17 protein-coding genes are annotated in these 22,120 nt (G+C 59.9%); 5 read left to right on the top strand and 12 right to left on the bottom strand.

Annotated features, from left to right (window positions below; genetic code table 11):
• Positions 1-19: 19 nt before the first annotated feature.
• Complete coding sequence (locus QRN60_RS16185; protein WP_060724803.1) at positions 20-775, bottom strand: gamma-glutamyl-gamma-aminobutyrate hydrolase family protein; 756 nt, start codon at positions 773-775, stop codon at positions 20-22.
• Between the two features lie 304 nt (positions 776-1,079).
• Here QRN60_RS16185 and QRN60_RS16180 point away from each other — a divergent pair, with 304 nt between their 5' ends.
• The gene (locus tag QRN60_RS16180) at positions 1,080-2,177 is read left to right on the top strand and encodes a TRAP transporter substrate-binding protein (RefSeq protein ID WP_003510333.1); all 1,098 of its coding nucleotides are present in this window, start codon (positions 1,080-1,082) and stop codon (positions 2,175-2,177) included.
• Positions 2,178-2,564: 387 nt separating this feature from the next.
• Here QRN60_RS16180 and QRN60_RS16175 read toward each other — a convergent pair whose 3' ends face one another.
• Positions 2,565-4,034 (bottom strand): TRAP transporter large permease, encoded by a 1,470-nt coding sequence (locus QRN60_RS16175; protein WP_060724802.1) that lies wholly within the window; start codon positions 4,032-4,034, stop codon positions 2,565-2,567.
• Positions 4,035-4,066: 32 nt separating this feature from the next.
• Positions 4,067-4,606, bottom strand: a complete 540-nt coding sequence (locus QRN60_RS16170) for a TRAP transporter small permease subunit (RefSeq protein ID WP_003510329.1) — start codon at positions 4,604-4,606, stop codon at positions 4,067-4,069.
• A 416-nt stretch (positions 4,607-5,022) separates the two neighbouring features.
• On the opposite strand from QRN60_RS16170, the gene QRN60_RS16165 reads away from it, so the two are divergent.
• Both QRN60_RS16165 and QRN60_RS16160 read left to right on the top strand, forming a co-directional pair.
• Positions 5,023-5,247, top strand: coding sequence for an aa3-type cytochrome c oxidase subunit IV (locus tag QRN60_RS16165; RefSeq protein ID WP_003510326.1), 225 nt, complete (start codon positions 5,023-5,025; stop codon positions 5,245-5,247).
• A 69-nt stretch (positions 5,248-5,316) separates the two neighbouring features.
• Positions 5,317-5,850 (top strand): type 2 periplasmic-binding domain-containing protein, encoded by a 534-nt coding sequence (locus tag QRN60_RS16160; protein ID WP_003510324.1) that lies wholly within the window; start codon positions 5,317-5,319, stop codon positions 5,848-5,850.
• Positions 5,851-5,865: 15 nt separating this feature from the next.
• On the opposite strand, the gene QRN60_RS16155 is transcribed toward QRN60_RS16160, so the two are convergent.
• A complete protein-coding gene (locus QRN60_RS16155; RefSeq protein ID WP_111817679.1) occupies positions 5,866-7,119 on the bottom strand; it encodes an NAD(P)/FAD-dependent oxidoreductase in 1,254 nt (417 codons plus the stop codon).
• A gap of 319 nt (positions 7,120-7,438) precedes the next feature.
• Between QRN60_RS16155 and QRN60_RS16150 the strand changes: the two genes are divergently transcribed.
• Positions 7,439-9,172: a methyl-accepting chemotaxis protein gene (locus tag QRN60_RS16150; RefSeq protein ID WP_111818749.1), complete on the top strand. Its 1,734-nt coding sequence runs from the start codon at positions 7,439-7,441 to the stop codon at positions 9,170-9,172.
• A gap of 79 nt (positions 9,173-9,251) precedes the next feature.
• Here QRN60_RS16150 and QRN60_RS16145 read toward each other — a convergent pair whose 3' ends face one another.
• From QRN60_RS16145 to QRN60_RS16110, 8 genes are all read right to left on the bottom strand, one after another.
• A complete protein-coding gene (locus QRN60_RS16145) occupies positions 9,252-10,571 on the bottom strand; it encodes an LLM class flavin-dependent oxidoreductase (protein WP_003510317.1) in 1,320 nt (439 codons plus the stop codon).
• 18 nt (positions 10,572-10,589) lie between these two features.
• Entirely contained in the window at positions 10,590-11,936 is a 1,347-nt protein-coding gene (locus tag QRN60_RS16140) for an MmgE/PrpD family protein (protein ID WP_111793865.1), read from the bottom strand.
• 4 nt (positions 11,937-11,940) lie between these two features.
• On the bottom strand, positions 11,941-12,741 hold the full coding sequence (locus tag QRN60_RS16135) for an amino acid ABC transporter ATP-binding protein (protein WP_003510314.1): 801 nt from the start codon (positions 12,739-12,741) through the stop codon (positions 11,941-11,943).
• Between the two features lie 12 nt (positions 12,742-12,753).
• On the bottom strand, positions 12,754-13,536 hold the full coding sequence (locus tag QRN60_RS16130; protein ID WP_020811963.1) for an amino acid ABC transporter permease: 783 nt from the start codon (positions 13,534-13,536) through the stop codon (positions 12,754-12,756).
• Positions 13,533-14,276 (bottom strand): amino acid ABC transporter permease, encoded by a 744-nt coding sequence (locus QRN60_RS16125; protein ID WP_003510310.1) that lies wholly within the window; start codon positions 14,274-14,276, stop codon positions 13,533-13,535. The genes QRN60_RS16130 and QRN60_RS16125 overlap by 4 nt, the downstream gene beginning before the upstream one ends.
• Positions 14,277-14,555: 279 nt before the next feature.
• Positions 14,556-15,395, bottom strand: coding sequence for a transporter substrate-binding domain-containing protein (locus tag QRN60_RS16120; protein ID WP_003510308.1), 840 nt, complete (start codon positions 15,393-15,395; stop codon positions 14,556-14,558).
• Between the two features lie 306 nt (positions 15,396-15,701).
• The gene (locus QRN60_RS16115; protein ID WP_003510306.1) at positions 15,702-17,990 is read right to left on the bottom strand and encodes an NADP-dependent malic enzyme; all 2,289 of its coding nucleotides are present in this window, start codon (positions 17,988-17,990) and stop codon (positions 15,702-15,704) included.
• Between the two features lie 159 nt (positions 17,991-18,149).
• Complete coding sequence (locus QRN60_RS16110; RefSeq protein ID WP_162686195.1) at positions 18,150-19,124, bottom strand: LysR family transcriptional regulator; 975 nt, start codon at positions 19,122-19,124, stop codon at positions 18,150-18,152.
• A gap of 326 nt (positions 19,125-19,450) precedes the next feature.
• On the opposite strand from QRN60_RS16110, the gene QRN60_RS16105 reads away from it, so the two are divergent.
• The gene (locus QRN60_RS16105) at positions 19,451-21,880 is read left to right on the top strand and encodes a glucose/quinate/shikimate family membrane-bound PQQ-dependent dehydrogenase (RefSeq protein ID WP_111817681.1); all 2,430 of its coding nucleotides are present in this window, start codon (positions 19,451-19,453) and stop codon (positions 21,878-21,880) included.
• Positions 21,881-22,120: the final 240 nt, after the last annotated feature.

Raw genomic sequence — 22,120 nt, 5'->3', positions numbered from 1 at the left:
CGAGGGGATCAGCGGCGGTTCAGACCTTGCTGTTTCGATAGTCGTGGACGGCCTTGCCGAAGGCCTCGAACAATGCCCGTGAGGGTGCGTCTGTCTCGGCCCAATATTCCGGATGCCACTGCACACCAACGGCGAAGCCCTTGGCGTCGATGACGGAAACGGCCTCGATCGTGCCGTCCGCCGCCGTTGCTTCCACCTGCAGGCGTGGTGCGGTCTCGGCAATCGCCTGCCGGTGCAGCGAATTGATCTGGATTTCGCCTGATATGCCAAGATGCTGCGCAATGCAGGAGCCTTCGCGCACATGTACCGGCTGGCGGATGGCGAAGGCCACGTCGCGGTCGTCATGTTCCGGCTTGCGGTGGTCCCATATGCCGGGCTGCTCCTGAATTTCCGAAGCAAGCGTACCGCCCAGTGCGACGTTCAGTTCCTGAATGCCGCGGCAGATGGCCAGCATCGGAATACCGCGCTCGATGGCGCGGCGGATGAGCGGCAGGCTGGTGGCGTCGCGAGCCTGATCGAACGGGCCGTCGCTCTCCTGCGCTTCTTTTCCGTAAAGGGAAGGGTGCACATTGGTGGCGGAGCCGGACACGAGCAGGCCGTCCACCCGGTCGAGAATGGCGTCAACCTCGTTTCCGTCCTCGAAGGCCGGGATGATGAAGGACATGACACCAGCCACTTTCAATGCGGCGGAAACATACTGGTTCTGCGCGGCGTGCCAGTCGGCCCCGGTGAAATGCCTTATGTCGGCGGGTACGGCGATAATTGGTTTTGGCATGGTGGCTCCGGGACGAATCTTCGAAATTTGTGCGACTGCCGGCTGGCCAAGTCAAGCACGCGTTTTGCGTTCTGACGATCCTGTATGCGCCTAAAGTATAAGGCGGTGCCGGGATATTTCAGTTGCAAATAAAATGCGAAGCAGAGTTTCGGAAAATTCCCGGAAAGGCCGGTTTTTCCGTGATTAATTCTTGGCGCGGGTGCTTGTCAGCCGGGCGGTAACCGTGCTTACTTTGCTGCGATGCCTGAACAGCAACGAGGGGAATTCAAAGCTGCGGGCAGCGTTCATATCTGGGAGGATATAGATGGATCGCCGTTCCTTTATGAAAAAAGGTGCGCTTGCGGGAGCTGCCACTGCAGCTCTGGCTGCGCCCGCCATTGCACAGCAGAATACCAAGATCAACTGGCGTCTGACGTCGTCGTTTCCGAAATCGCTCGACACGATCTATGGCGGCGCCGAGGATATCGCCAAACACGTCGCCGCTGCCACCGACGGCAATTTCACCATCCAGCCCTTTGCTGCGGGCGAGATCGTGCCCGGCCTGCAGGCGGCCGATGCCGTGTCATCAGGCACGGTGGAAATGTGCCACACCTGCTCCTATTATTACGTCGGCAAGGATCCGACCTTCGCCATCGGCACGGCGATACCCTTCGGCCTCAACGCCCGTCTGACGAACTCATGGTTCTATGAAGGCAACGGCAACAAGCTACTCAATGAGTTTTACGCCAAACACAATCTCTACGGCATGATTTCGGGCAATACCGGCGCGCAGATGGGCGGCTGGTTCCGCAAGGAAATCAATACCGTCGACGATTTCAAGGGCGTGAAGATGCGCATTGCCGGTCTCGCCGGCAAGGTAGTGGAAAAGCTCGGCGTCGTACCGCAGCAGATCGCCGGCGGCGACATCTATCCGGCGCTGGAAAAAGGCACCATCGACGCGGCGGAGTGGGTCGGTCCTTACGACGACCACAAGCTCGGCTTCCAGAAGGTGGCGAAATATTACTATTATCCCGCTTTCTGGGAAGGTGGCCCGGTCATCCATTCCTTCGTCAATCTGGACAAGTGGAACAGCCTGCCGAAAAACTACCAGACGGCGCTGCAGGATGCCTGCGCTTTCGCCAACACCAGTATGATGGCGAAATACGACGCGAAAAACCCGATCGCCATCAAGCAGTTGGTGTCGGAAGGTGCGGTACTGCGGCCGTTCAGCCAGGAAATCCTCGAGGCCTGCTACAAGGCCGCACTGGAAGTGTACGCCAATATTTCGGCGTCCAATCCGGACTTCAAGAAGATCTACGAGGACCAGGTTGCCTTCAAGCGCGAAGGTTATTTGTGGATGCAGCTTGCGGAATACACTTTCGATACTTTCATGATGATCCAGCAGCGTAACGGCAAGCTCTGATTATTCGGTGACGGCGGACCGAGCAAAGGCCCTGGGGATTTCGATCTCCGGGGTTTTTGTTGTGCGCGCATGCCTTCACGTGTCCGACAACAAAGGATGATTTACGATCAAATCCGTTGTGAGCAAAAGCAGCAGGCTCCGCGACCAGCCGGAGTGTCGGCGGGGATTTGCCACGCCGACCTCGGCAAAGGCCCTGCTCTCAACTGTGGAGGTGATGCGATGTGGAAACCACTGAGCATTGCGTTTGCCGTTAGAAAAAAACCGAACAGGCTGGTCACTGACTGTCCGGCTTCATTTCAAACGATAAGCAAAACGGAAGGCAGGGCTGCAACCCTGTCTTCCACTCCGCAATCATAAGCGTTTCGCCAGGTCCTTACAAGACAGCTCTTACGGTCCGATCTTCGGTGGTTCGCCGAGATTAGGCATGCCTGGCAATCCACCCGGCTGACCGAAATTAGGCATGGTGTTGCCGCCCTGATTGCCAAATGAGGGTATCTCGATCTTGATGGAATTCAGATCGACTTCGGGTGCCTTGTCCAGCCAGTAGGTAACGGATTCCGGCCAGAAGATCACGATGGCGACGAGGATGAGCTGCATGCCGAGCCATGGAATGGCACCCATGTAGATATCCGACGTCTTGACCGTGCGCGGTGCGATGGAGCGCAGGTAGAACAGCGCAAATCCGAAGGGTGGATGCATGAAGCTCGTCTGCATGTTGATGCAGATCAGCACGCCGAACCAGATCAGGTCGATACCGAGCGCCTGTGCGATCGGGGCCAGCATCGGGATGACGATGAAGGCGATCTCGAAGAAATCGAGGAAGAAGGCGAGGAAGAAGATGAAGATGTTGACGAAGATCAGGAAGCCGATGGGGCCGCCCGGAATGCCCGACAGCATATGTTCGATCCACAGCGAGCCGTCCATGCCCTGGAAAACGAGCGAAAAGCAGGTGGCGCCGACCAGAATGAACACCACCATGGAGGTGATATGCATGGTGGAATGCATGCCCTGCTTGACGAGATCCCAGCTGAGGCGGCGGTGCGCGGCTGCCAAGGCCATTGCACCGACGACGCCGAGCGCACCGGCTTCGGTGGGCGTTGCGAGGCCGAGGAAGATGGTGCCGAGCACGAGGAAGATCAGCACGATGGAAGGGACCATGCCCGCCAGCACGCGGAACACCAGCTTGCGGTCGAGTTCGCCGCGCGCTTCCGGCGGCAGCGCCGGCAGGTCCTTCGGCCGTACGATCGACATGAACAGGATGAAGAGCATGAAGATGGCGACTTGCAGGATCGACGGGCCGATGGCGCCGAGATACATGTCGCCCACGGATTTGCCGAGCTGGTCGGCAAGAACGATCAGAACCAGCGAAGGCGGGATGACCTGCGTGATTGTTCCCGATGCGGCGATGACGCCGGTGGCAAGCCGCGGATTGTAGCCGTATTTCAGCATGATCGGCAGGGAGATGACGCCCATGGTGATGACCGAGGCGGCAACCGTGCCGGTAATCGCGCCGAGAATTGCGCCGACGATGATGACGGCATAGGCGAGACCGCCGGGAATGGCGCCGAACAGTTTGCCGGTCCCTTCAAGCAGATCTTCCGCAAGCCCACATCGCTCGAGGATCGCGCCCATGAAGGTGAAGAAGGGGATGGCCAGCAGAAGGTCGTTCGAGACGATGCCGAAGATGCGCAGCGGCAGCGCCTGAAGAAAAGCCGGTGAAAAATGCTCGGTGAAGATGCCGATGATGCCGAAAACGAGACCGACGGTGGCGAGCGAGAAAGCAACCGGAAATCCGTAAAGCATGAAGATGATCATGCCGAGGAACATCAGTGGCGGAAGAATACCATATTCGAACATGGGAAATATCCTGAAGGTTCAGATCGGTGTGATCATTGCAGGGGTTTTTCGTACTTCGTATCGAGCGCATAAAGCCCGTTAAGGGCCCCTATGCGCTTGATGAGTTCGGAAAAACCCTGAAGAACCAGAAGAGCGAAACCGGCGAAAATGATGAATTTCACCGGCCAGCGGATAAGACCGCCGGCATTGGAGGACATTTCGTTCTGATGCCAGGACAGGGTGAACATGGGCCAGGAAAGCCAGGCGAGGTAAAAGCAGCCGGGCAACAGAAACAGCACGATGCCGATAATATCCACCCAGATGCGGCTGCGCGGCGAAATCGCGCCATAAATGATGTCCACTCGCACATGTTCGTTCATGCGCAGCGTATAGGATGCGCCTATCAGCACGATGAAGGCGAACATGTACCACTGGATTTCCAGCCAGCCGTTTGAACTGTAGTTCAGGGCGTAGCGGACCATGGCGTTGCCGGCGCTGACGAGGCAGCAGATGAGCACGAGATAACCGGCGACCTTGCCCAGTGCTTCGCTTGCAAGGTCTATCAGCGCACTTAATTTTAAAAGCGACTTCATATAACTTTCCCCTCTTCCCTTTTCGGGCCCTTTGCGGGTTTATGGCGGAGAGCAAAGCCCGGTATCCCTGCTGCAGCCACGCCTCCACGTGCTTCCGCTGCCACAGGCTCCAGAGTTCCTCCCCACAGAATCCCGTGTATGGTCAGGCGGTTCGAAAAGCAACCAAAACCGCCATGAAACAGCTCGGCCGAGCGCCCTTTTCAACCGTTTGCGAAAGAATGTTGCCCTATGGCATGTTTCGCCCGGTTGAGCGGTCGTGCTGCATGCCGTTGCCGCTCTTTCACGCAGAACGCATTGCGCTTTTCGGCGACTTCATGTTACCTCTGGCTACGGAGAATCCGGCATGGGTCCGTGATCGTCCGCGGGCAGATTTCCCCGTACGACGGGCATGACGGATGGAGCAAAGGGGAAGCGGAATGAGCGAACACCACACGGGTCCGGTCGAAGTTGGCGCCGAGATGAATTACGCCGAGCACGAAAAGACCTATAACGGTTTTCTGGCCCTGACGAAGTATGGCACCATGTTGCTGTGCGTGCTGATGCTGGCCATGGTCGCGGGTTTCTTCACCGCCGCCGGCTTCCTTGGCGGTGTGGTCGTCTTTGCGGTGCTGTCGGCCGCGGGTTTCTTTCTGCTGCGCTGAACAATCCCGTTCATGAGCGGTTTCCGTCCTGGAAACCGGGCGATGCCGGATAACCGGAGAGGCCAAGCCATGAAGCGTCTGTTTTATTGTCTGTTTCTGCTGGTGGCGATTGCGCATCCCGCATTGTCGCGCGATCTTTCGCCTGCCGAGCAGGATAGCCTGCGCACACGGATTGAGCGGTTCAGCACGGCTTTGAATGCACAGGATTTCGAGCTTGTCGGCAGGACCGTGCCGCCGAAAATCTTTGAATTCATCGCACGCGACGCGGGTGTTAGTGTGGAACAATTGCGCGGCGCCTTGACCACGCAGATGCAGATGGCGCTTGCGGCGGTCAAGATAACCGAATTCACCATGGATACGCAGGCAATCACTCTTGCGCAAACGCCTGACGGAACGCCCTATGCGCTCGTTCCGACGAAGACGGTGATGGAAACCGGCGGCCAGACGATCGAGGCGAAATCCCACACGCTGGCGCTGATGGATGGTGCGGACTGGTACCTGCTGAGGGTCAGCGACCAGCAACAGGTGACCATCCTGCGCAAGGTCTACCCGTCCTTTGCCGAGGTGGAATTTCCTGAGGATTCCATGCAGCCGGTGAAATAGACCGGCCTCTTTCGTTCAGGAGAAGCGTCCCGGACGGAATGGGTCGACCGAAATTGCCGTGTCCTCGCCGCTGGCCAGCTGCGTCACCAGACGGGCGGTGGCTGCGGATTGTGTCAGCCCCAGATGGCCATGGCCGAAAGCATAGATGACGGAGGGCGTGGCACGGGCCGTGCCGATGACGGGAAGACAGTCCGGCATCGACGGGCGGAAACCCATCCATTGTTTTCCATCCTCCAGCTTCAGTCCGGGCAGGAAACGCCCAGCCTTCTTCAGCATCGCCTCTGCACGGCGGAAATTCGGCTTCAGTTCCAGCCCGCCAAGTTCGACCGCGCCGCCGACACGGATGCCCGTTGCCAGCGGGGTGACGACAAAGCCATGATCGTTGAAGTAAAGCTGACGCGTCAGGTTGAAAGCGCCGGCGGGAAGGGTGGTGTTGTAGCCACGTTCGGTTTCCAGCGGCACGATGTTGCCGAGCGTCGCGGCAAGCTTTCTCGACCAGGCGCCGCAGGCAATCACCACCTTGTCGGCATCGATCTTGTCGCCGTTTTCGAGCGTCACGATCGTGCTTTCGCCAACGGCATCGATGCGTTCGGCTTCGCCCTTGCGCAGGCTCGCGCCACGGGCAATCACCAGATCGAAAATAGCGCGGGTGAAATCATAGGGGTCGGAGACCTGCAGGCCATCGGTAGAGAATATGGCGTGGCGAAACTGCGGCGCGAGACCGGGTTGCAGCTCTTCGATTTCGTTGCGGCCGACGCGCTCAAAGGTGAAGCCCGCGTTTTCCTTTTCGTCCCAGTCCTTGCGGGCAGCGTTGAGGCTTGCCTCACTGTCGTAAAGATCGAGCGTCCCGGTTTTTGAAACGAGGTGCGAAAGTTCCGGAATGGCGGTGATATGGGCCATTTCCATGGCCGCCAGTCGGTTGATTTCCGTCAGCGATTTCAGCCCGTGGCGGAAGTTGCGCTCGGCGCTGGCGCGCCAGAAACGCCACAGCCAGGGTGCGATCTTCGCCGCATAGGCAGGCGGCACGCTGAGCGGGCCGAGCGGATCGAACAACCAGCGCGGTGCTTTTTTTATGATGCCGGGAGCGGGAATGGGTATGATTTCGGGGAAAGCCAGAATGCCGGCATTGCCGGAACTCGCCCCCCGGGCAACCTCGCCGCGCTCCAGAAGCACTACCTCGCGTCCGGCATTCTGCAGATAAAGCGCCGCCATGGAACCGATAATGCCGGTGCCGATCACCAGCACATCGCATTTCAGGGTTTTGGTCATTGGCGCTCCTGCAACACAAATCTTTCAACCCCGCCATAACAATGAATGCCGCCCGGATGAAAGGCCGCATCGTGTCGCTGGCGCAGAAATATCAGCACTGTGGCAAATAAGCGGTCCCAAATAGACAAGGAGAATATAGTCGCCGTGAAGCATACCGGCAGTCGATTCAGGCTCCCGATCGATAGTTATGGAACATCATTAATCGCTATTTAACGGTGTCCGGCTAGTTTCGCGTGCAGGCGGACCGACCGTTTTTCATCTTTATATTTCGGGGATGGAGGAGGTCTGCACATGGATTACTGTTGGGGGTTCAAAAAAGATGTCTCACCTTTCTAAACTCGGTCTGGACGCTTATGCGGTGCTTGATGCGCTCAGCCGTTCGCAGGCCATCATCGAGTTCGATCTGACCGGCAAGATTTTGAAAGCGAACGATAATTTCTGCAAGGCTGTGGGTTATCAGCAGTCTGAAATCGTTGGGCGCTCCCACAGCATGTTCCTTTCTTCCGAAGATGCGACTTCGCCTGAATACAAGGCCTTCTGGGCAAAGCTGTCGCGCGGCGAATACGATCAGGGCCAGTACCGGCGTCAGGCCAAGAATGGCGACGAAATCTGGATTGAGGCTTCTTACAATCCGGTGTTTCGTTTCGGTAAACCTTACAAGGTGGTCAAGATTGCAACCGACATCACCGCGATCAAGCGCAAGAGCGCCGAGGATGACGGCAAGCTGGCAGCGCTTTCCCGCGCGCAGGCCATGATCGAATTTACGCCCGACGGGAAAATCCTCAGCGCCAACGAGAATTTCCTCGCGACGCTCGGTTACACGGCGGAAGAGTTGATCGGTAAGCATCATCAGATGTTCTGCGAGCCGGCCTATGCCAAGTCTCAGGACTATCGGGATTTCTGGAAGGAACTCGGAAAGGGCCACTTCTCGACCGGGCAGTTCATGCGCCTTGGCAAGGATGGCAAACGCGTTTTCATTCAGGCTTCCTATAACCCGATCATTGATGATCGGGGCCGCGTCTTCAAGGTGGTGAAATTTGCTTTCGATGTGACGGACCGGATGCGCGCAGTCGAAGAACTTGGTGCTGCGCTCGAGCGGCTTTCTCAATGCAATATCCGTATTACGCTGGACAAACCTTTTGTCGGCGAGTTCGAAAGGCTGCGTTGCGATTTCAATAAATCCATCGCGGAATTCCAGAAGACGCTGGAAAATGTTCTCGGCCAGACCGGAGACCTGACCCGCAGCAGCCAGGAGGTCAGCGAAGCCTCCGTCAATCTTGCCGAACGCTCGCGCGAGCAGGCGGTGGCGCTTGAGGAAACGTCGGCAGCGCTCGAAGAAATCACCGCGACGGTCCGATCTTCGACTGAGAATATGAAAGAGACGCGCAAGCTTGTTCAGAGCGCGCGGGCATCCACCGTGGCCTCCACCGAGGTCGTGGAGCGGACAGTCGATGCGATGCAGCGTATCGAGACGGCATCGCGGGAAATCAGCCAGATCATAGGCGTCATCGACGAAATCGCCTTCCAGACCAACCTGCTGGCGCTGAATGCCGGCGTGGAAGCTGCGCGTGCGGGCGACGCGGGCAAAGGTTTTGCCGTGGTGGCGCAGGAAGTGCGCGAACTGGCGCAGCGTTCCGCCAATGCCGCAAAGGAAATCAAGGCGCTGATCAACAATTCCGGCACCGAGGTTCTTGAAGGCGTCCGGTTGGTGGGCGAGACCGGCACGGCGCTGAAGCAGATCGACGCGCTGGTCAGGCACATTGACGGCAACGTCGACATGATCGCCAAGGCGGCGGACGAACAGGCTGTCGGCATCAGTGAGATCAACAAGGCGGTCAATCGGCTGGATCGGATGACGCAGGAGAATGCGGCGATGAGCGCCCGCACCACCGTGATCAGCACCACGCTGGCGCAGGGTGCCGATGCGCTGGCGCAGCTTGTCAGCCTGTTCAAGTTGAACCGCCGCACGACGCAGCGCGAAGACGGATCTTCCGTCCGGTCGGAGTCTCCGAATACCGCCCGGCGGGATCGGACCTCGGCGCGGGCGGCATAAAGATCGGGCCCAGGTCCTCTTAGGGGCACTAACCAGATTTGGTGGATGCGGATGCCTTTGATCGGGCATCCGCATAAGGTTATCCCCGCAGAACCGGTCGTGTGATACCGAGATGGTCGCGCAGGGTCGAGCCTTCGTAGTCCTTGCGGAACAGGCCGCGTTCCTGCAGGAGCGGCACGACCTCGCGGTTGAATTCCTCCAGCCCGCCGGGGAAGAAGGGCGGCATGACGTTGAAACCGTCGGCGGCGCCGTTTTCGAACCATTGCTGCATGCGGTCGGCTACGTCTTTCGCCGTGCCCATGACGATGTGGTGGCCGCGGCCGGCGGCGACACGCAGCGCCAGTTCCCGGATCGTCAGCTTTTCGCGGCGCGCCAGTTCCGTCAGAAGTTCGGCGCGGCTGCGCAGCTGGTCGGAAATCGGCAGATCCGGCAGCGGGCCATCGAGATCGTAATCGGCAAGGCTGTGGCCGATGCGTTCTTCAAGCAGCGGCATGGCGCTCTTGATATCCGTCCAACGGTTCAGTTCCTTCAGCTTTTCACCGGCCTCTTCAAAGCTTCTGCCGATGATCGGCATGAAGCCGGGCATCACGGCGACGCTGGCCGGATCGCGGCCGAATTTTTCCACGCGCGCCTTGAGGCTGGTGTAGAAGGCCTGCGCTTCGGAAATCGCCTGCTGGGCGGTGAAGACGATGTCGGCGGTGCGGGCGGCGAGATCCTGTCCCGGGCCGGAGGAGCCGGCCTGGATGAGAACCGGGTGGCCCTGCGGCGAGCGCGGAATATTGAGCGGTCCCTTGACCGTGAAATATTTGCCTTCGTGGTTGAGGATATGGACCTTTTCCGGATCGACGTAACGGCCCGCCTGTTTGTCCTTGACGAAAGCATCGTCATCCCAGCTGTCCCAGAGGCCGCGCACCACATTCACATATTCCTCCGCCACGGCATAACGCTCGTCATGCTCAGGATGGTCCTTGGAAAAATTCGCCGCCGTGCGGGCGTATGAGGTGGTGACGATGTTCCACGCCGCGCGGCCGTGGCTCAGATGGTCGATGGAAGCGAAGGCGCGGGCGGTGTGGTACGGCTCGCCATAGGTGGTGGAGGCTGTGGCGGCCAGCCCGATCTTGTCGGTGACCATGGCAAGCGCGGCAAGCAGGGTCAGCGGCTCGAAACGCGCGATCATTGACGGATGGGCGTCGACGCCGCTGGTGAGGCCGTCGGCGAGGAATACCATGTCGAATTTCGCCGCCTCGGCCATTTTCGTAACACGGGTGAGCAGATCGAAATTCTCGCTGCCGGCCTCCGCGTCGGGATGGCGCCAGCCGGAAACGTGGTGCCCGGCGCCCTGCAGGAAAAGGCCGAGATGCATCTGTCTTTTGCGTGTCGTGGTGGTCATGGGGATCATGCCTTCATGTCAGTCGAGTTATATTTGCGATACCAGAAGCGTTTCAAGCTTCCTGAGGTCGGCTGCGGTTTTCATGGACCGCACCAGTGCCGGAATGCTGGCGAATTTTTCATTGCCGCCGGTCGCGTCGGCAAATTTTTCGGTCGGGTCATCAATGCCGGGGAGGCCGTCGACACGGCGCGAGAGCACCGTGCCGTCCTTCTTCGTTACGTCGATGACCACGAAACGGGTGGTGGGATCGGGCGAGAGGCGGCGGGCGGTCTCATCATGCCGGCGTGAGATCTTGGCGGAAAGGGCAAGCAGGTCGGCGCGTGTCGGGTGCTCGTCGAAATGGCCGATCCCGAGTGCTCCATCCGTCAGTGCTGCGGCAAAGACATATTCGGCGCTGAAGCGCGCATCGATGCCGGTGGTGGGCGTGGCCGGTCCAACGAGCGCGGCATCACCGCCGGGCGGGAAGGTGATGGTGACCGCCTCGACCTCATCCGGTGTCAGACCATTGCTGTTGCGGAGCGCCAGCGCACCGACGGCAACGGGATGGCTCGCGGTGCAGCAGGGAAAGGCCTTGAGCGTCAATCCGGGAGAAACGATCTGCCAAGGTGCGCCCCAGCCGGAGAGAACGCGTTTCGGCTGTTCTGCACCGAAAGCGAAAGCGGAATAAAAGCCGATGGGATTTTCCAGAAAATCCGGCGCGCCCTGAAAACCGGATCGCGCCAGCCGCGCGGCGGTGAGGCCGGCGCGCGTGGCAAGCCCGGCATGCAGCGGCTTGGCGTCATAACCGAATTGCAGGCGAAGTCCGGCCGATTGCGTGGCGGCAAGGCCGAGCGCCACGGCCGTGGTCTGAGGATCGAATTTCAGGATATGCGCAATTGCTGCCGCAGCGCCGATGGGGCCGAGTGTGGCGGTGGCGTGGAAGCCGTTTTCGTAGTGTTTGGTCCCGAGCGACAGGCCGAGACGCGCCATGGTTTCCAGCCCGACGATATAGGCCGCGATGAAGGCATCCGCCGTTGATCCTTCCTCGACCGCGATAGCCAGCAAAGCGGGAATGATGGCGACGGTCGGGTGGCCGCGCACGCTGCCATGGACGTCGTCATAGTCAAGCACATGCCCGGCGTGGCCGTTGATGAGGGCTGCGGTAAAGGCATCCGTGCGCAGATCATGGCCGATAATGCCCGCCGTGCCTGACGCGCCCGGTGTAAAGCTGTCGATCAGGATTTTCGTGCTTCTATCCGCAGCTCCGCCCAGCACGCAGGCGAAAAAGTCGATCAGCGCCGCGCGGGCGATGGCAACCGCCTCGTCGTCGCGCAACGGATCGGAGGCAGCGATGGCCTCGGCCAGATGAAGCGTGAGTTTCTCGTCGGCGGTCATGACATCAGATCCCTTCGCCGTCAGCGACCCGCGCTACCTGTCCTCCGAGACCCTTGACGAAGGCGTTGATGCGGGGATTGGTCGACCTGTAGAAGATGTGCTCCGGCGTGCCCTGATCGACGATCAGGCCGTTTTCGGTGAAGACGATATTATCACTGATTTCTTCGGCAAAACGCATTTCGTGGGTGACGAGAATGCTGGTCATACCGTCATTGACGAGATCACGGATGACGGCGAGCACCTCGCCCACGGTTTCCGGGTCGAGCGCGGAGGTGACCTCATCGAAGAGCACCAGTTCCGGCCGCATGGCCAGCGCCCGGGCAATCGCCACGCGCTGCTGCTGGCCGCCGGAAAGCTGGCCGGGATAGGCATCGACTTTTTGGGAGAGGCGCACTTTTTCCAGCAATTCGCGGGCATGGCGCTCGGCTTCAGCCTTCGGCGTGCCGAGAATCTTAATTGGTGCGATGGTGATGTTTTCCATGACAGTCAGATGCGGGAAGAGATTGAACTGCTGGAAAACGATGCCGATACGCTTGCGCAGTGCGATGCGTTCAGCCTCGGTCTTCAGCTGGTCGACACGGGTGCCGCCGACGGTGATCTTGCCCGATTGCGGAATGAGCAGGCCGTTGATGCAGCGCAGGATGGTGGACTTGCCGGAACCGGAAGGGCCGATGATGGAGACGGCGTCGCCTTTGTTGACCGTGAGGTCGATGCCCTTCAGGACCTGATTGTCACCGAAGGACAGGTGTATGCCTTCCAGTTCGACCAGAGCTTTTGCGGCGGTTTGTGGTGCGGGTGCGGACATGGCTTGTTCCAATCAGCGGGAGGCGAAGCGCCGCTCGAGGCGCTGCGTGAAACGGGAGACGGGATAGCAGAACAGGAAGAACGCCATCAGGACAGTGAGATAGACCACGACGGTAAAATCGTTGCGCTGCACGGCGGTGCTGGCGTCTGTCGCGGCATGCAGAAGCTCATGCACGCCGACCAGCGAGGCGAGCGCCGTACCCATGGTGATCGACGCATAGAGGTTCATCCATGGCGGCAGCGAGCGCTTCACGCATTGCGGCAGGATGATCCAGCGCAGTGTCTGGTTGCGCGAGAAGCCGAGCCCCTGCGCCGCTTCCCATTGTGCGGTCGGAATGGACTGGATGGCGCCGCGGGTGATTTCGGCGATATGGGCGCTGGCCGGAATAGCAAGGCCGACCACGGCCTTGATCCAGTCCGGAAACGGGATGTAATTGCCGAAAGCGACGATCTCGAAGGGGAAGATGTAGGTCGCGGCAAAGATCAGCACCAGATGCGGGGCGTTGCGGAAGATCTGAACATAGGTCAGCGCCGGCGCGCGCACGAGACGGTAGGGCGCAAGCTCCATGATGCCGAGCAGGACGCCGATGAAGGTGCCGATGGCGATCGCCAGGATGCTGATCAGCACGTTCATGGCAAAACCCTTGGCCAGATAGGGCAGCCATTGCAGCAGCACCTGGCCGAGCGAGGGATCGAGGATCAGCCACAGGATGACTGATATCGCCACGCCGAGCAGCAGAATGGTGCCGAAGGGCGGCTTCTTTACCGCCTGTGTTGGAGAAACCACCGCACTCATTGACCGAACCCCGGAACCGCAAGACGCCGTTCAAGCCACAGACCGGCCCTTGCGACGATAAAATTGATGACGCTGAAGAAGATGAGGATGACGATCATCAGCTCGACCACATTGTCGCGCTGCGTCCAGATCAGGATCGAGGCATAGGTGATTTCACCCACTGCAATTGCCGAGCCGACAGTGGTGAGCTTCACCAGATTGACGAGGTTATTGATGATGGAGGGCAGCGCTGTACGGATCGCCAGCGGAAACTCCACATAGCGTAAAATCTCGAAGGAGCTGAAACCAATCGCGCGGGCCGCCTCGATGGTAGTGGCCGGCACCGCCTCGATACCGCCGCGCAAGGCTTCCGCGTGGAAAGCGGCAATGTGCAGGCCGGTAATGGCAACGACCCAGAAGAAGGGTGTCAGCGGATTGTTCTGTGCGCCGCCGAGTACGTTGGAAATCAGCATGTTAAGCACGAGAAAGCCGCACATCAGCTGCACCAGCGTCGGCGTGTTGCGCGTCAGTTCCACATAGGCGCGGACGGGGCCGGCAAGCCAGGTTTTGCCTGATGTCAGCATGGCTGCGAAAATGAAACCGAAGACGAGGCTGAGCGGCAAGGTGACGGCGACGAGGATCAACGTCATCTTCATGCCGTCGAGCCAGATCTGAACCTCGTAACCGCTGTTCAGAAAGTCATAGTTAAGGCCGAGATGCGCGGCCAGTTCTATGAAGCGCGCTGTAAATGAATCCTGCATCGGAAATCCATGCTGTTATTGCGGGTGCCGTCCGGCGGGCGGCGCCAGAATGGCCTGCCTTGTTATAAAGCAGAAAAGAACGGCAGGCGAAACCGGCCGTTCTTGATGGTTGGGGGAAATCGCGATGATAGCCGCCGCCCTTTCCGTCATGCCGGTCCCCGGAACAAGCCCGGGGATGATCCGGCATCCAGCCGCGGCACGTCCGCGCCGCGAAGGAGACTCTCGTGGTCAAGGACTAGATCGCGCTGGACCCAGACCCGAGCGGGGTTGCCCCGGTCCTTATTGCGCGGCGGAGAGCTTCTTCTTCTGCTCTTCCATATAACCGATGCTGGGCAGGCGGTTGGCCTTGGCGAATTCGATCATCTTGCCGGAAGCGTGCAGTTCCTTGACAATCTTGTCGAGAGCGGCCTGCGTGTCGGCCTCGCCCTTGCGCAGCCAGATGACGGAATCCGACGGGATGAGGTCGGTCGGGATCAGGATGCCGTAATCTTTCCACTCGTCGGCGCGGTCCTGAAGCATCAGGCTCAGCGTACCGTTGACGTGTACGGAAACATCGCAATTGCCGCCCTTCAACGCCAGAAGCGATTCTGGCTGGCTCGGCAGCGCCTTTACCTGTGCGCCATATTGTTCGATCAGCGGCTGCGTGTAGTTGGAACCTTGCGAAACGCAGGCGATCTTGCCCTTCAGGTCCGGCCAGTCCTTGATGCCACTGTCCTTGCGGCCGATTGCGGCGCCGCCCTGGCGGTCATAGGGGGTGGGCACATAATCGAGCGTTTTGGCGCGCTCTTCGGTGTACTGCATGTTGGCGATCAGAATATCGACCTTGCCCTGCTGCAGGAACTGCACGCGGTTGGGCGGCGTCACGGTCTCAGTCACCAGTTCGACGCCGAGACCGGCGGCCAGCGCCTTGGCGACGTCGATGTTGAGACCCTTCTGCTCCTGCGTCTTCGGATCGATAAAGCCGAAAGGCGCGCCGGAGAGGATGACGCCGACGGTGAGCTTGCCGCGACCCTTGATCCGGTCGAGCGTTGCATCCGCGTGAGCGGCGGTTGCCATCGAAGCGATGACGACGGTTCCGGCGATGAGTTTTGCGGCAAATCTGGAGAAAGAAAGGGCCATGGGTATTTCCTTTTGATTGTAGGTGGAAACTACATGAGGCACCCGCCAAGAGCGAGAATTGGCATTGCGCAAAAAATACTATGAATAGAAACCGGTTCCAAGAAAGTCTTTCAGCGGAAAAAATATCCTAATAACCGGAAATCGTAGAATCTTGTTCTTTGTCCCGCCGCTTCGTGTCCTGCCATGGGGCGGGAGAGTAATCCGGATGTTGCTGAGGACCGGATGGCCATATGCGGAGCGAGCGCATCCGGCTTGTTTCTTCTCCCCGCCGGGGAGAAGAAACGTGCTGCAACGTCCCAGCCTGTCTCAACGACCGGCGTTATAGGCCGCGATTGCCGCCATGTTGACGATATCGCTATCCTTCGCGCCCATCGAGGTGATCTGCACCGACTTGTCGAGGCCGACGAGAAGTGGGCCGATGACGGTCGCGCCGCCCAGTTCCTGCAGCATCTTGGTGGAGATGGAGGCGGAATGGATGGCGGGCATGACCAGCACATTGGCCGGGCCGGAAAGGCGCGCGAAAGGATACTGGCTCTGCATGCGGTGATGGTTGAGCGCCACATCGGCCGACATCTCGCCATCGACCTCGAAATTGACATTGCGCTTGTCGAGGATTTTCACGGCCTCACGCACCTTGTCTGAGCGTTCGCCGGTCGGCTGGCCGAAGGTGGAATAGGCAAGCATGGCAACGCGCGGCTCGTAGCCGAAACGGCGCGCAAGGTGGGCTGCTTCTTCGGCGATGTCGGCAAGGTCCTCCGCATTCGGCATGTCATGCACGGCGGTATCGGCCACGAAGACGGTGCGGTTGCGCGAAACGACCAGCGAAACGCCGATGACGCGGTGGCCGGGCTTGGTGTTGATGCAGCGGCGGATATCCTCGAGCGCCGTCGAATAGTTGCGGGTAACGCCTGTTACTACCGCGTCCGCATCGCCCATCGCCACCATGCAGGCCGCGAAATGGTTGCGGTCGTTGTGGACCAGGCGCTGCACGTCACGCAGCAGGAAACCGCCGCGCTGCAGACGCGCATAGAGATAATCGACATAGGCATCGACCCGGCTGGAGAGGCGGGCGTTGGTGATCTCGATATTGGCGCGGTCGAGATCGATGCCGGCGCGCTCCGCATTGGCCTTGATGATATCGTCACGGCCGAGCAGGATGGCGGTGCCGAGGCCTTGAGCGGTGAAGGAAATCGCCGCGCGCATGACCTGTTCTTCTTCGGCTTCCGCAAAAACGACCCGCTTCGGAGAGCGGCGCACCCGCTCGTAAAGGCGCTGTGTGGTCGATGCCATCGGGTCGCGGCGGGCGGAAAGCTCGCGGGCATAGGCGTCGAGATCGGGCAGTTCCCGGCGGGCGACGCCGGTTTCAATGGCAGCCTTGGCGACAGCCACCGGAATGGCCGAGATCAGACGCGGATCGAAGGGAACCGGAATGATGTATTGCGATCCGAAGCGCGGGCGGTTGCCCTGATAGGCGGCGGCCACATCGTCAGGCACATCTTCGCGGGCGAGGTCCGCCAGCGCCTGTGCGGCAGCGATCTTCATCGCGTCGTTGATCTGGCTGGCGCGAACATCGAGCGCACCGCGGAAGATATAGGGGAAGCCGAGGACATTGTTGACCTGGTTCGGGTAATCCGAACGGCCCGTCGCCATGATGGCGTCGTCGCGAATGCGTGAGACTTCCTCGGGGGTGATTTCGGGATCCGGATTGGCCATGGCGAAAATGATCGGTTTCGGCGCCATGGAGCGGATCATCTCTTCGCTGAAAGCGCCCTTCTGCGACAGGCCGAACACCACATCCGCACCCTTCATGGCTTCGGCCAGCGTGCGGTTGCTGGTTTTCACCGCGTGGGCGGATTTCCACTGGTTCATGCCTTCGGTGCGGCCCTGGTAGATCACGCCCTTGGTGTCGCAGAGCGTGATGTTTTCAGGGTTGAAACCCATGGCCTTGATGAGGTCCATGCAGGCGATTGCCGCAGCACCCGCGCCGTTGCAGACGAGCTTCGTGGTTTTGAAGTCACGCCCGGTCAGTTCGATGGCGTTGATGAGGCCGGCGGCGGCGATGATGGCGGTGCCGTGCTGGTCGTCATGGAAAACGGGAATATCCATCAGTTCGCGCAGGCGGCTTTCGATGATGAAACATTCCGGCGCCTTGATGTCTTCCAGATTAATGCCGCCGAAGGAGGGGCCGAGGTAACGCACGCAATTGATGAACTCATCGGCGTCTTCGGTGTCGACCTCGAGATCGATGGAATCGACATCGGCGAAGCGCTTGAACAGCACCGACTTGCCTTCCATGACCGGCTTGGAGGCGAGCGCGCCGAGATTGCCGAGACCGAGGATGGCCGTGCCGTTGGAGATGACCGCCACCATGTTGCCGCGCGTGGTGTAGTCGTAAGCGGTCGCCGGATTTTCGGCGATGGCTTTCACCGGCACGGCCACGCCAGGCGAATAGGCAAGCGACAGATCCCGCTGCGTCGCCATCGGTTTGGTCGGGGTGATTTCCAGTTTCCCGGGTCTGCCTTCCGCGTGGAAATCCAGGGCTTCCTGATCCGTAACCGATGTTCTTGTGCTGGCGGGTTTCGTCGTGTCGGACATGGGCTGAGCGTGCTTTCCTGTCGATAATAGTGTAAAAATATCCGCCGTTGTTATTGTATTTTTCGCGCGCCTGCCAAGCCTTGAATGTTGTTCAGTGCAGCAAATTTAAGCGTGATGAAATTTGTGGCCGATTCAATCGATTAATTCCTTTCTTTCGTGTCAGAGGCTTGGCCGATAGGCATGACGGGCCATGTTCACGAAGGCTTCGACATGCAGGGCGAGGGCGCCGCGCCTGACGACCAGCACACAATCGGACCACGCATCCGCGCTCTCCAGTGGCACGCCGGCAATGCCCCTTGCGGAACGCACGGTGGTTTCCGGCAGGATGGAAATGCCCGCACCCGCCTCCACGAGCGCGAGGATCGTATTGACGTTGGCGATACGCATGCCGATTTCCGGCGTGCAGCCGGCATCCTCGAAAAGCGAAAGCGCGCTGCTGCTGAGGCCAAGGCCAATCTCGTCAACCGGCAACAGCAGTTTTTCGCGCACGATATCGCCGACCGAAATCCGCGAGCGGTTGGCGAGTGCGTGCCGTTCCGGCAAGGCGACGCAAAGTTTCGAACGATCGAAGGGCATGGCGCGCAAGGTCTGCGGCAGCGAGGGAAGGGGCGCGCGAATGAAGGCAACATCGGTCTTGCGGGTCGCCACCTGCTCGATCAGCTGCTCCATCGTCATGCCGGGCAACAGTTCAAGCGTCACATCAGGGTGTTCGTCGCCATAGCGGGTAATCAGCGCCGGCAGTTTGCGTTCCGCCATGACACTGGTGCCGTAGCCGATGCGCAGCGTGCCGAGCTGGCCGCGCCTGATCTGCTGCGCCTTTTCCAGCGCGCCTTTGGTGCGGGCAAGGATTTCTTCCGCCTCGATGAGCATGGATTGGCCGGCAGGCGTGAGTTCCACACCTCGATTGATGCGGTGAAAGAGCTTGAAGCCCAGATTTTCCTCCAGCTGCCGGATACGCTGGGTCACGGCAGGCTGGGCGATGCCGAGCTGCAGGGCGGCGGCGCGAAAGTTTCTGGCCCTTGCGGCTTCCACGAATATTGTGAGTTGGCGAATATCCATCGGCGGACAGGTCTTTGTGTTGTCGGGCTTGGTGTGGTATAAGTATAGCTTATCAAAATTGCCCGTCTTGCGCATTGTCATCTTGTCGCAGGCGACGTTATACCGCAGCCAGTGTTTCGGTCGTCTTTGCCGCTTATGCGGGCATTGGCGATACGAACCGGGGAGGATTTGTTCAAGCAACTTGTCCGCCGTCCATGGGGCCGGCGGTTACCTGCAGTGAATGGGTCAAAATGACAGTCACGACGGAAGTCTTCCCCACCATTGTTCCCCGTTCAGCCGCGCCGCCTCCGGCGCATCTTCGCCTGGCCGCAATGGCCGCGAACTGTCCCGGCTTTGCCGGACACTGAACGATCATCGGGCTTCAGCCTTTTTTGGCGGCTCTTCTAACCGGACATTCTTTCATGGGTAATCCAGCAACTTCACTATCGCTCCCAGCCAGATTATGGCTGTTGGTGCTCGGCGCGGTCATCATTGCCGCAGGCCTGTTCTTCGCCATTGGCGGCGGCCAGCTCGCGGCCCTCGGCGGCAGCCTTTACTTCATTGCGGCGGGCATCGCGTTGATCGTCTCCGGCCTGCTCATCCTGTTGCGCAAGCCTGCCGGCGCGCTTCTCTTCGGCCTTGTCGTCGTCCTCACCGGCGCCTGGGCGGTGTGGGAAGCCGGATTGCACTTCTGGCCGCTCATTTCCCGCCTTCTGGCGATAGGTGTCGGCGCCACGGTCGTTGCGCTCTCCTATCCGCTTTTGCGCCGTGCGGCAGGCAAGGCCCCGGCATATGGCACTTCCTTTGCCATTGCCGCCATTCTCGCCATCGCTTCCGGTGCAGGTTTTGCCGGCATGTTCGTGCCGCATCCGACCGTCGCCTTCAATGGTGAGGCGGCCGCGCTGACGCCGGTAACCCCGGAAACCGAGCAGAAGAACTGGGAGCATTACGGCAATACGTCCGGCGGCAGCCGCTTTGTCGCGCTCGACGAAATCACCCGTGACAACGTCAAGAACCTCGAAGTCGCATGGACTTACCATACCGGCGACACCCCGATCAGCCCCGGCGCGAATGGTGCGGAAGATCAGGAAACGCCGCTGCAGGTTGGCGACACCGTGTTCCTTTGCACGCCGCACAACAATGTCATCGCTCTCGATGCCGATACCGGCGCTGAGAAATGGAAGACGGAAATCAACGCGAAATCCTCCGTCTGGATGCGCTGCCGCGGTCTTGCCTATTTCGATGCCAAGGCGCCGCTGAAGCAGCCGACCGCACCGGGCTCAACGCCTGTCACGCCGGCGGTGGTTGCCGAAGGCGCGCTTTGCCAGCGCCGTATTCTGATGAACACCATCAATGCGGAACTGATTGCGCTTGATGCCGACACCGGCGCGTTCTGCCCGGATTTTGGCACCAATGGCCGTGTCGATCTGAAGATCGGTCTCGGCAATGCGCCGGACCCACAATATGTGCTGACCTCCGCGCCCACACTGGCGGGAACGACCGTCGTTGTCGGCGGTCGTATCGCCGACAATGTGCAGGTGGACATGCCCGGTGGCGTGATGCGCGGTTTCGATGTGGTGACGGGTGCGCTTCGATGGGCCTTCGATCCCGGCAACCCTGATATCACCGGACTGCCGCCCGAAGGACAGACCTACACGCGTTCCACACCCAACGTCTGGGCATCCATGTCCTACGATCCGGAGCTGAACACCGTCTTCATGCCGGTCGGCAGCCCTTCGGTGGACTTGTATGGCGCGACGCGCACGCCGCTCGACCATAAATATGGTGCTTCGATGCTGGCGCTCGATGCCACTACCGGCCGGGAAAAATGGGTCTATCAGACGGTTCATAACGACCTCTGGGACTTCGACGTGCCGATGCAGCCAAGCTTCATCGATTTCCCAAAAGCGGATGGAACGACTGTTCCGGCACTGGTCTTCGGCACCAAGGCGGCGCAGATCTATGTTCTCGACCGGGCGACCGGCCAGCCGCTGACGAAGGTTGAAGAAGTTCCGGTCAAACCCGCCAATATTCCGAACGAACCCTATGCGCCGACACAGCCGCGCTCGGTCGGCATGCCCGAGATCGGTGCGCAGACCCTGACGGAAGCGGATATGTGGGGCGCCACTCCGTTTGACCAGCTTCTTTGCCGTATTGCCTTCAAGGGAATGCGCTACGAGGGGCTTTATACGGCGCCGGGTACGGACCTCTCCCTGTCATTCCCGGGTTCGCTCGGCGGCATGAACTGGGGCGGTCTTTCGACTGACCCGACGACGAACACCATTTTCGTCAATGACATGCGCCTCGGCCTCTGGATTCAGATGAAGGAAGCCGCACCCAGCAAGGCAACGGCAAGCGGCGGCGAAAGCGTCAATACCGGCATGGGCCTCGTGCCTATGAAGGGTACGCCCTATGCCGTCGACAAGAACCGTTTCCTTTCGGCTCTCGGCATTCCCTGCCAGGCTCCGCCCTATGGCACGATGACCGCGATCGACATGAAGACCCAGAAGATCAAGTGGCAGGTGCCTGTTGGTACCGTCGAGGATACCGGGCCGCTCGGCATCAAGATGGGCCTGCCAATCCCGATCGGCATGCCGACGCTTGGCGGCACGCTTGCCACACAGGGCGGTCTCGTCTTCATCGCCGGCACGCAGGATTATTATCTGCGCGCCTTCGATACGGCGACCGGCAAGGAAGTCTGGAAGACCCGCCTTCCGGTCGGCAGCCAGGGCGGTCCGATGAGCTACAAGTCTCCGAAGACCGGCAAGCAATATGTCGTCATCTCGGCCGGTGGTGCGCGCCAGTCGCCCGATCGCGGCGACTATGTGATCGCCTATGCGCTGCCGGATTGATCTTGGCGGTTTATCACTCTGAAAAAGGAACCCCGGGGCATGGTCCCCGGGGTTTTTCTTTGCCCCTGGCCGGAGTGCGAGGCCATTCCGTGCGGAACCTTGCACCCTCCCTTGCGTTAGGAAAACGGTCCTGCCGGCAAACACTCCCGCCGTTCACCAAGCTTTCACAAGGCGAATTTATGAGCTTGCGCTTATCCGCCCGTGAACCGATGATGGCGGCATTTCGAAATATGTATATTG

Source organism: Agrobacterium sp. CFBP2214 (assembly GCF_030209895.1).
GTDB classification, from domain to species: domain Bacteria; phylum Pseudomonadota; class Alphaproteobacteria; order Rhizobiales; family Rhizobiaceae; genus Agrobacterium; species Agrobacterium radiobacter.
Note: the sequence above shows the minus strand (reverse complement) of the source record. Positions and strands in the feature narration are given on the sequence as shown.

What these genes read in the sequence shown, in the direction of transcription:
- QRN60_RS16105 (WP_111817681.1), top strand. Translation starts at nt 19,451, where the DNA reads ATGGGTAATCCAGCAACTTCACTATCGCTCCCAGCCAGATTATGGCTG.
- QRN60_RS16125 (WP_003510310.1), bottom strand. Translation starts at nt 14,276, where the DNA reads ATGCAGGATTCATTTACAGCGCGCTTCATAGAACTGGCCGCGCATCTC.
- QRN60_RS16150 (WP_111818749.1), top strand. Translation starts at nt 7,439, where the DNA reads ATGTCTCACCTTTCTAAACTCGGTCTGGACGCTTATGCGGTGCTTGAT.
- QRN60_RS16160 (WP_003510324.1), top strand. Translation starts at nt 5,317, where the DNA reads ATGAAGCGTCTGTTTTATTGTCTGTTTCTGCTGGTGGCGATTGCGCAT.
- QRN60_RS16115 (WP_003510306.1), bottom strand. Translation starts at nt 17,990, where the DNA reads ATGTCCGACACGACGAAACCCGCCAGCACAAGAACATCGGTTACGGAT.
- QRN60_RS16110 (WP_162686195.1), bottom strand. Translation starts at nt 19,124, where the DNA reads ATGCGCAAGACGGGCAATTTTGATAAGCTATACTTATACCACACCAAG.
- QRN60_RS16155 (WP_111817679.1), bottom strand. Translation starts at nt 7,119, where the DNA reads ATGACCAAAACCCTGAAATGCGATGTGCTGGTGATCGGCACCGGCATT.
- QRN60_RS16145 (WP_003510317.1), bottom strand. Translation starts at nt 10,571, where the DNA reads ATGATCCCCATGACCACCACGACACGCAAAAGACAGATGCATCTCGGC.
- QRN60_RS16185 (WP_060724803.1), bottom strand. Translation starts at nt 775, where the DNA reads ATGCCAAAACCAATTATCGCCGTACCCGCCGACATAAGGCATTTCACC.
- QRN60_RS16120 (WP_003510308.1), bottom strand. Translation starts at nt 15,395, where the DNA reads ATGGCCCTTTCTTTCTCCAGATTTGCCGCAAAACTCATCGCCGGAACC.
- QRN60_RS16130 (WP_020811963.1), bottom strand. Translation starts at nt 13,536, where the DNA reads ATGAGTGCGGTGGTTTCTCCAACACAGGCGGTAAAGAAGCCGCCCTTC.
- QRN60_RS16170 (WP_003510329.1), bottom strand. Translation starts at nt 4,606, where the DNA reads ATGAAGTCGCTTTTAAAATTAAGTGCGCTGATAGACCTTGCAAGCGAA.
- QRN60_RS16180 (WP_003510333.1), top strand. Translation starts at nt 1,080, where the DNA reads ATGGATCGCCGTTCCTTTATGAAAAAAGGTGCGCTTGCGGGAGCTGCC.
- QRN60_RS16140 (WP_111793865.1), bottom strand. Translation starts at nt 11,936, where the DNA reads ATGACCGCCGACGAGAAACTCACGCTTCATCTGGCCGAGGCCATCGCT.
- QRN60_RS16165 (WP_003510326.1), top strand. Translation starts at nt 5,023, where the DNA reads ATGAGCGAACACCACACGGGTCCGGTCGAAGTTGGCGCCGAGATGAAT.
- QRN60_RS16175 (WP_060724802.1), bottom strand. Translation starts at nt 4,034, where the DNA reads ATGTTCGAATATGGTATTCTTCCGCCACTGATGTTCCTCGGCATGATC.
- QRN60_RS16135 (WP_003510314.1), bottom strand. Translation starts at nt 12,741, where the DNA reads ATGTCCGCACCCGCACCACAAACCGCCGCAAAAGCTCTGGTCGAACTG.